Source organism: uncultured Lactobacillus sp., assembly GCF_945290125.1.
Lineage (GTDB): Bacteria > Bacillota > Bacilli > Lactobacillales > Lactobacillaceae > Lactobacillus > Lactobacillus rizhaonensis.
In genome coordinates, this window is the sequence record NZ_CALYQV010000078.1 from 1 (window position 1) to 7,254 (window position 7,254).

At 36.5% G+C, this 7,254-nt stretch carries 6 protein-coding genes and 1 pseudogene; all 7 read left to right on the plus strand.

Annotation, left to right across the window (positions count from 1 at the left end):
* A partial coding sequence (locus tag Q0K80_RS09435; protein ID WP_294605735.1) for an Hsp70 family protein occupies nucleotides 1-485 on the plus strand: 485 nt, incomplete at its 5' end.
* Between the two features lie 80 nt (nucleotides 486-565).
* Nucleotides 566-1,708, plus strand: a complete 1,143-nt coding sequence (gene dnaJ, locus Q0K80_RS09440; protein ID WP_294605738.1) for a molecular chaperone DnaJ — start codon at nucleotides 566-568, stop codon at nucleotides 1,706-1,708.
* A gap of 61 nt (nucleotides 1,709-1,769) precedes the next feature.
* Entirely contained in the window at nucleotides 1,770-1,934 is a 165-nt protein-coding gene (locus Q0K80_RS09445; RefSeq protein ID WP_294605740.1) for a hypothetical protein, read from the plus strand.
* A 143-nt stretch (nucleotides 1,935-2,077) separates the two neighbouring features.
* Complete coding sequence (gene lepA, locus Q0K80_RS09450) at nucleotides 2,078-3,916, plus strand: translation elongation factor 4 (protein ID WP_294605742.1); 1,839 nt, start codon at nucleotides 2,078-2,080, stop codon at nucleotides 3,914-3,916.
* 32 nt (nucleotides 3,917-3,948) lie between these two features.
* Nucleotides 3,949-6,225, plus strand: a complete 2,277-nt coding sequence (gene recJ, locus Q0K80_RS09455) for a single-stranded-DNA-specific exonuclease RecJ (protein ID WP_294605746.1) — start codon at nucleotides 3,949-3,951, stop codon at nucleotides 6,223-6,225.
* A gap of 100 nt (nucleotides 6,226-6,325) precedes the next feature.
* Nucleotides 6,326-6,853, plus strand: a complete 528-nt coding sequence (locus Q0K80_RS09460) for an adenine phosphoribosyltransferase (RefSeq protein ID WP_294605744.1) — start codon at nucleotides 6,326-6,328, stop codon at nucleotides 6,851-6,853.
* A gap of 230 nt (nucleotides 6,854-7,083) precedes the next feature.
* A pseudogene (locus Q0K80_RS09465) lies at nucleotides 7,084-7,254 on the plus strand (GNAT family N-acetyltransferase); the annotation flags it as partial.

Sequence of the window (7,254 nt, forward strand, 5' to 3'; positions counted from 1 at the left end):
TCGTTAATGTTTCTGCTAAAGATATGGGAACTGGAAAAGAACAAAAGATTACTATCAAGAGTTCTTCTGGCTTATCCGATGAAGAAATTAAGAAGATGCAAAAAGAAGCTGAAGAGCATGCTGAAGAGGATAAGAAGAAGAAAGAAGAAGTTGACTTACGTAATGAAGTTGATCAATTAATCTTCTCCACTGAAAAGACCTTGAAAGATGTCAAAGGCAAAGTTTCCGATGATGATATTAAGAAGGTTCAAGATGCACTTGATGCTTTAAAGAAAGCTCAAAAAGACAACAATTTGGATGAAATGAAAGCTAAAAAAGATGAATTATCCAAGGTTGCACAAGACTTAGCAGTCAAATTGTACCAAGCTAATGGTGGAGCTCAAGGTGCACAAGGACAAGCTGGACCACAAAATCCTGGTTCACAAGATGGTAATAATGGTTCAGCGGGTGAAGGTGAATTCCATAAGGTAGACCCAGATAAGTAAAGGGTTTATAATTGAATAAATTAGAAAAGAACTGCCAGGAAAAGTAGTTCTTTTCTTTTGTAAGGTTAAGGAGCTTATAGATGGCACAAGAAGATTATTATGAAGTGCTGGGAGTAGATCGCAATGCCAGTGATAAAGAAATTACCTCTGCTTATCGAAAACTTGCCAAGAAGTATCACCCCGATTTAAACCATGAGCCTGGTGCTGAGGAAAAATATAAAAAGGTTAACGAAGCCTATGAAGTATTACATGATAAGCAAAAAAGAGCCCAATACGATCAATTTGGTTCCGCCGGAGTCAATGGTCAAGGAGGTTTCGGGGGTGCTGGTCAAGGATACGGTGACTTTGGTGGCTTCGGTGATTTTGGCGATATATTTAATGATTTCTTCGGTGGTGCCTCTGGTGCCAGTCAACATCATGTAAATCCCACGGCGCCAACTCGCGGTGAAGACTTAGATTATACGTTGTCTATTGATTTTATGGATGCAATTACGGGTAAGAAAACACAAGTTTCGTATACTCGTAGTGAAACCTGCCCAACTTGTGGGGGCAATGGTGCTGAAAAAGGTACACATCCTATAACTTGTGATAAATGTCATGGCTCAGGCTATATGACCATAACTCAAAAATCTCTGATAGGTGTGATTCGACAGCAAGCTGTTTGTGACAAGTGCCATGGAAAAGGTGTAATTATTGAACATCCTTGTCAGACTTGTCATGGTAACGGCGTAATTGATGGTAAGAATACCATTGAAGTCAATATTCCCGCAGGAATTGATAATGGTCAGCAATTACGTTATGAAGGTCAAGGCGAAGCAGGTAAAAATGGTGGGCCTTACGGTGATTTGTACATCAGCTATCGGATTAAACCATCAAAGGAATTTGAGCGTAAAGGTACAACTATTTATACGACTGTTCCAATTTCATTTGCTCAGGCAACGTTAGGCGATGAGATTAATGTTAAAACAGTACATGGCGAAAAGAAGCTAAAGATTCCTGCAGGTACTCAACCAAATAAGGAATTTACCATACACGGTGAAGGTGTTCCGTATTTGCGTGGCAACGGTAACGGCGATCAGATTACCACCGTTCAAGTTCAAATTCCAAAATCAATTAATGAGAAGCAAAAACAGGCTCTAATTGATTTTGTCAAAGCAGGTGGTGGGTCAATAACACCGCAAGAAAAAGGTTTTTTTGAAAGACTAAAAGAAAAATTACAGTGATAATCAAGTTATCATGACTTAACTGATTAGATCTTTTTGATAAAAAAGAAGAAAAATTGCAATGTTAGAATATCCTAAGAGTTTTAAATATTGGAATAAAAATGATACCGGGATAACTATATCGGCGGATGCACCTCAATGGGCAAAAAAAGAATTTTACAAGTATATGGAACTTTTTGCAAAAAATGGAAAACCTGATAAACACGGTATAGTCAAGTATTATTAACATTTTTGGCAATTTGAACAAGAGCTGATTCCTAAAATATCAAGGAATTAGCTCTTTAATTTTGGCATGTTTCTTATTTAGTTTTATACAGTCTGTTGAATTTGCTATAATAATAAAGATAGAGTAAAGGGTGCAAATTATTTATGGATATAAAAAAATTACAAGATTATCAAAAACACATTCGCAATTTTTCCATTGTTGCTCATATTGATCATGGAAAATCAACGATTGCGGACCGCATTTTAGAGTTGACAGATACAGTATCTGAACGCCAATTGAAGAATCAGATGTTAGACGACATGCCGCTTGAGCGCCAACGCGGTATTACCATTAAGATGAACTCGGTCGAAATTAAGTACCATGCCAACGATGGTGAGGATTATGTTTTTCACTTAATTGATACACCGGGACACGTAGACTTTTCATACGAAGTTTCACGTTCTTTGGCTGCATGTGAAGGTGCGCTGCTAGTAGTCGATGCTTCACAAGGTGTGCAAGCTCAAACTTTAGCAAACACATACTTGGCAATTGATGATGATCTCGAAATCTTGCCTGTAATAAACAAGATTGATTTACCATCTGCTAATCCGGAGCAGGCTAAAGAAGAAATTACTGAAATGTTGGGACTAGATGCATCTGATGCTGTTGAAGTTTCTGGTAAAACAGGTCAGGGTATTAAAGAACTACTTGAACGGATTGTAAAAGATATTCCAGCACCACAAGGTAATTTGCAAGACCCACTTAAAGCATTAATTTTCGATTCTAAATATGATGACTATCGCGGAGTAGTTCTCTCTGTCAGAATTGAAGAGGGCACTGTTAAGCCTGGCGATAAAATAAAAATCATGAATACTGGTAAAGAATATGAAGTAACTGAAGTGGGTGTTTCCAGTCCACATCCAGTTAAAAAAGATATTTTAATTGCTGGGGATGTTGGCTACCTAACTGCCAACATTAAATCTGTTCGTGAAACTCGTGTCGGTGATACTATCACTAAAGCGGAACATCCCACAGCTGAACCATTACCAGGCTATCGGCAAATACCACCAATGGTATATTCCGGTATGTATCCAGTTGACAACTCTAAATATGATGATCTTAAAGAAGCTTTGCAAAAATTGCAGCTAAATGATGCTGCTTTAGAATTTGAACCCGAAACTTCGACTGCTCTGGGCTTTGGCTTTCGTTGCGGCTTTTTAGGCTTGCTCCATATGGATGTAGTTCAAGAAAGACTTGAGCAGGAATTTGACCTAGATTTAATAATGACCGCTCCTTCTGTTGATTATCATGCCATTATGAATGATGGTACAACAAAGGTAATTGATAATCCCTCTGATTTGCCCTCAGCTGGTGAATATAAAGAAGTGCAAGAACCTTTCGTCAAGGCTGAAGTAATGGTTCCTAATGATTTTGTCGGTCCGGTAATGGAACTTTGTCAGCGCAAACGTGGTGAATTTGTGACAATGGATTATTTAGACAAGTATCGTGTTAATGTTATCTATAACATGCCATTGGCTGAAATTATTTATGACTTTTTCGACGATTTGAAGTCTTCTACTAAAGGTTATGCTTCTCTTGATTACGAAATTACTGGTTACCGTACAACTGATTTGGTTAAAATTGACATTCTGTTGAATAAACAAGTTGTTGATGCTCTTAGTTTCATTGCTCATCGTGATGAAGCGCAAAATAGAGCGTGGCAAATGACCTCAATGCTCAAGAAGTTGATTCCAAGGCAAAACTTTGAGGTAGATATTCAAGGGGCAATTGGGGCCAAAATAATTTCTAGGGCAACAGTAAAGCCTTACCGTAAAGATGTAACTTGGAAGATTCACACAGGTGACCCTGATAGAAGAGCTAAATTACTAGAAAAGCAAAAGAGGGGGAAAAAGCGGATGAAGGCTGTGGGACACGTTGAAATTCCTCAAGATGCTTTTATGGCAGTTTTAAAAATGAATGATGATGACTTAAATTCTAAATAGTAGAAAAATAAAAAGGCTGAATTAAATTAATGATTGAATGGCGCGAGCGTAAGGGTGAAGATTTAGCTCCAGAATTAATTGAAAAGTATCAGCTTAGTCCGATTACGGCTAAGCTGCTTTCTTTGCGCGGAATAAATACTGACGCAAAACTTGCATTTTGGTTTAATGCAACTGAAGAAGATTTAGCAGATCCCTATTTAATGCATGATATGCAAAAAGCTGTTACAAGGATTAATCAGGCAATTGATGCAGGTGAAAAAATTACTATTTATGGTGATTATGACGCAGATGGTATAACTGCCACCAGTATCATGATGGAAACACTGGGAATTTTAGGAGCCGATGTTCATTTTTTCATTCCTGATCGCTTTAAGGATGGTTACGGACCAAATCTTGATGCATACAAGAAAATTGCAGCAGACGGAACGAAACTAATTATTACTGTTGATAATGGTGTTACGGGTGTTGAAGAAGTAGACTATGCTAAAAGTATGGGCGTTGATACAATAATTACTGATCACCATAAATTTCAAGATAAAGTGCCTGAAAGTTATGCCATAGTTCATTGTAATTACCCTGGGCAAAAATATCCGTTTGATGATTACTGTGGCGCTGGAGTAGCCTATACAATTAGCCGGGCTTTGATGCAAGATTCAATGCCAGAATTACTGGAGCTGGCAATGATTGGGACAATCGGTGATATGGTTAAAGTCTCAGGAGAAGGTCACATTATCGTCAAGCGAGGCCTCAAAATGCTCAATAAAATCGAGAGACCAGGTTTAAGAGCCCTAATAAAAAAAGCCAGTTTGCAAATGGGACACATAGACGAAAATGATGTCGGCTTTAATATTGCGCCAAGACTTAATGCAGTTGGCAGACTGGATAATGCCAGTTTAGCCGTGGACCTTCTCTTGTGTGAAACTGATGATGAAGCAGAAAAAATTGCAGATAAAATTGAAGAATTAAACGATAAACGCAAAAATTTAACTAGTAAAGTTTACAACTCCTGTCTCAGTCAAATTAAAAATAGCGGTTGGGAAAGAAATAAAACATTAGTTTTATATGATCCTAAGTTTCATGAAGGAATTTTAGGATTAGTCGCCAATAAACTGGTAGAAAAAACTCACAAACCAACTATAGTACTGACTAAAAATGACCAGGGAATCATAAAAGGTTCTGGGAGGTCTGTTGATGGCTTTAATCTTTTTAATGCCTTAGAACCTTTAAAGAATGAGCTTTTTCTCAAATTTGGCGGTCATGACTTTGCCTGTGGTCTGTCAATGACAGAAGACAAGATATCTTCATTGCGTGCCACTTTCGAGAAAAGTTTTAAAGGAATTTATAATCAAAATATTCGCTATTATGATTGTGAATTACCATTTTCTAATCTTGACTTGAAAATAATTACTGACATTAAAAAGGCGGGGCCTTTTGGCAGCGATAATGTGACTCCTGTTTTCAGCATATTGCACCCCGCAATAAATAACTACTTTTACATGGGAAAAGAAAAAAATCATATTAAGTTAAATATTAGAAAAAATAATTGGAACATTGATGTTGTCGGCTTCAATAAAAAATATTTGACCAAGATACTCTTACCTTATGTAGATCAAATATTTATTGAGCTGCAAGAAAATTGTTACCGTAATCAGGTAAAACTGCAAGGAATAATAAAAGGCATTATTTTTGCTGCGCCAAAATTAGCAGTTCCTGCACCTGTTATTGATCTGCGTGATGAAAAATACATAATGGGATTTGCGGATAGGTATTTGATTTTTGATAAAAGAAATAAAAATACTGCCTCTAGCTTATATGATATTGATCCGGCTAAAATTACTTTGGTAAATGATTATAACAATGAGGGTGAAGTAGCTGCTTTTCTTGATGTGCCCCGTAATCAGCAGGAACTTAATTTGGCTTTAACTTACAATTATGAACAACTTTATTTGCGCTTTATTATAGATCAATTGCCTGTTAAGCGGCTTCCGCCAAAAGTTGATTTTGTGAGACTGCTAAAATACGTGTATTCTCACCCTGGTTTGGCTATCACAGATTATCGCACGGTAGGTTTATTTTTACAAATCGCTTATGATAATATTCTTTTCATTTTGCGGGTATTTTTTGAACTAAAATTTATCAAATTAGAAGATGACAGAATATTTGGTGTCGCGAATCCCATAAAAAGAAAATTAACAGATTCTAATTATTTTAGGGCAACTAATTCTCAAATTAAATTCATAACTGATTTAAGACAGATGCCAAGTCAAAAATTATTAATGTACGTGAATGAGCAATTAAAACAACATTAATTTCTCACGTATTTAATGCTTTTAAATTCAAAATCTGTTAGAATATTAAGGTCGAGTAAGCTTTAGCAAGAAAGTTAAGTTTTGGAGGTTTTTTCTTCTTATGGCAAACGATTTTGAAAAACATATTGCAAGTGTTAAGGATTTCCCTAATAAGGGTATTATCTTTCGTGACATTACCCCTGTTCTACAGGATGGCAAGTTGTTTCAAGCAGCTACTCATAAGTTAGCTGAATACGTTGAAAGTAAAAATGCTGATTTAATTGTTGGTCCGGAGGCACGTGGCTTTATTGTTGGCTGCCCTGTAGCTACAGAATTGGGTATTGGTTTTGTTCCAGCTAGAAAGCCGCACAAGTTACCGCGGGAAGTCGAAAGGGCTTCATATGATCTGGAATACGGTTCAAACAGCTTGGAAATTCATAAAGATGCCATTAAACCTGGTCAGCGTGTAGTAGTTTGTGATGATTTACTTGCTACTGCAGGAACTTTAAGGGCATGTAAAGAATTAATTGAAAATCTTGGTGGAGAATTAGTGGGTTCAGCTTTTTATATTGAATTACCAGATTTGAAGGGAAAAGAAAAATTACCAGGACTTGACGTATTTTCACTCGTTAAATATCATGGTGCTTAAAATCACCAAAAGCTAGAAATTTAGTGTTCTTAATAGTTAGACAATAGAGTCAACTATTAAGGGCACTTTTTTCATGACTAAAATAAATTATTGCGCAAAACTTGGATTTTACTGAAAGCGATTTCTGAAATATGAAAACTTTTATGCTCTTTTTGAGTGCAAATTTTTTACAAGACAAAGTCAAGTATATATAATGATACAGTATTTTTAAAAAAGGAGAATAAAATAATTTGCAATTAAGAAGAGCAACAATGGCCGATTTTGACCGAATTATCGCTATTTTAAAAGACGGAGCCAATCAGCTGGCTGAACGTGGTGTTGATCAGTGGCAAGGAGATTATCCGTCAAAAGCACAAATTAAAGAAGATATTGAAAACGGCTGGGCCTTTTTAGCTGTTTCT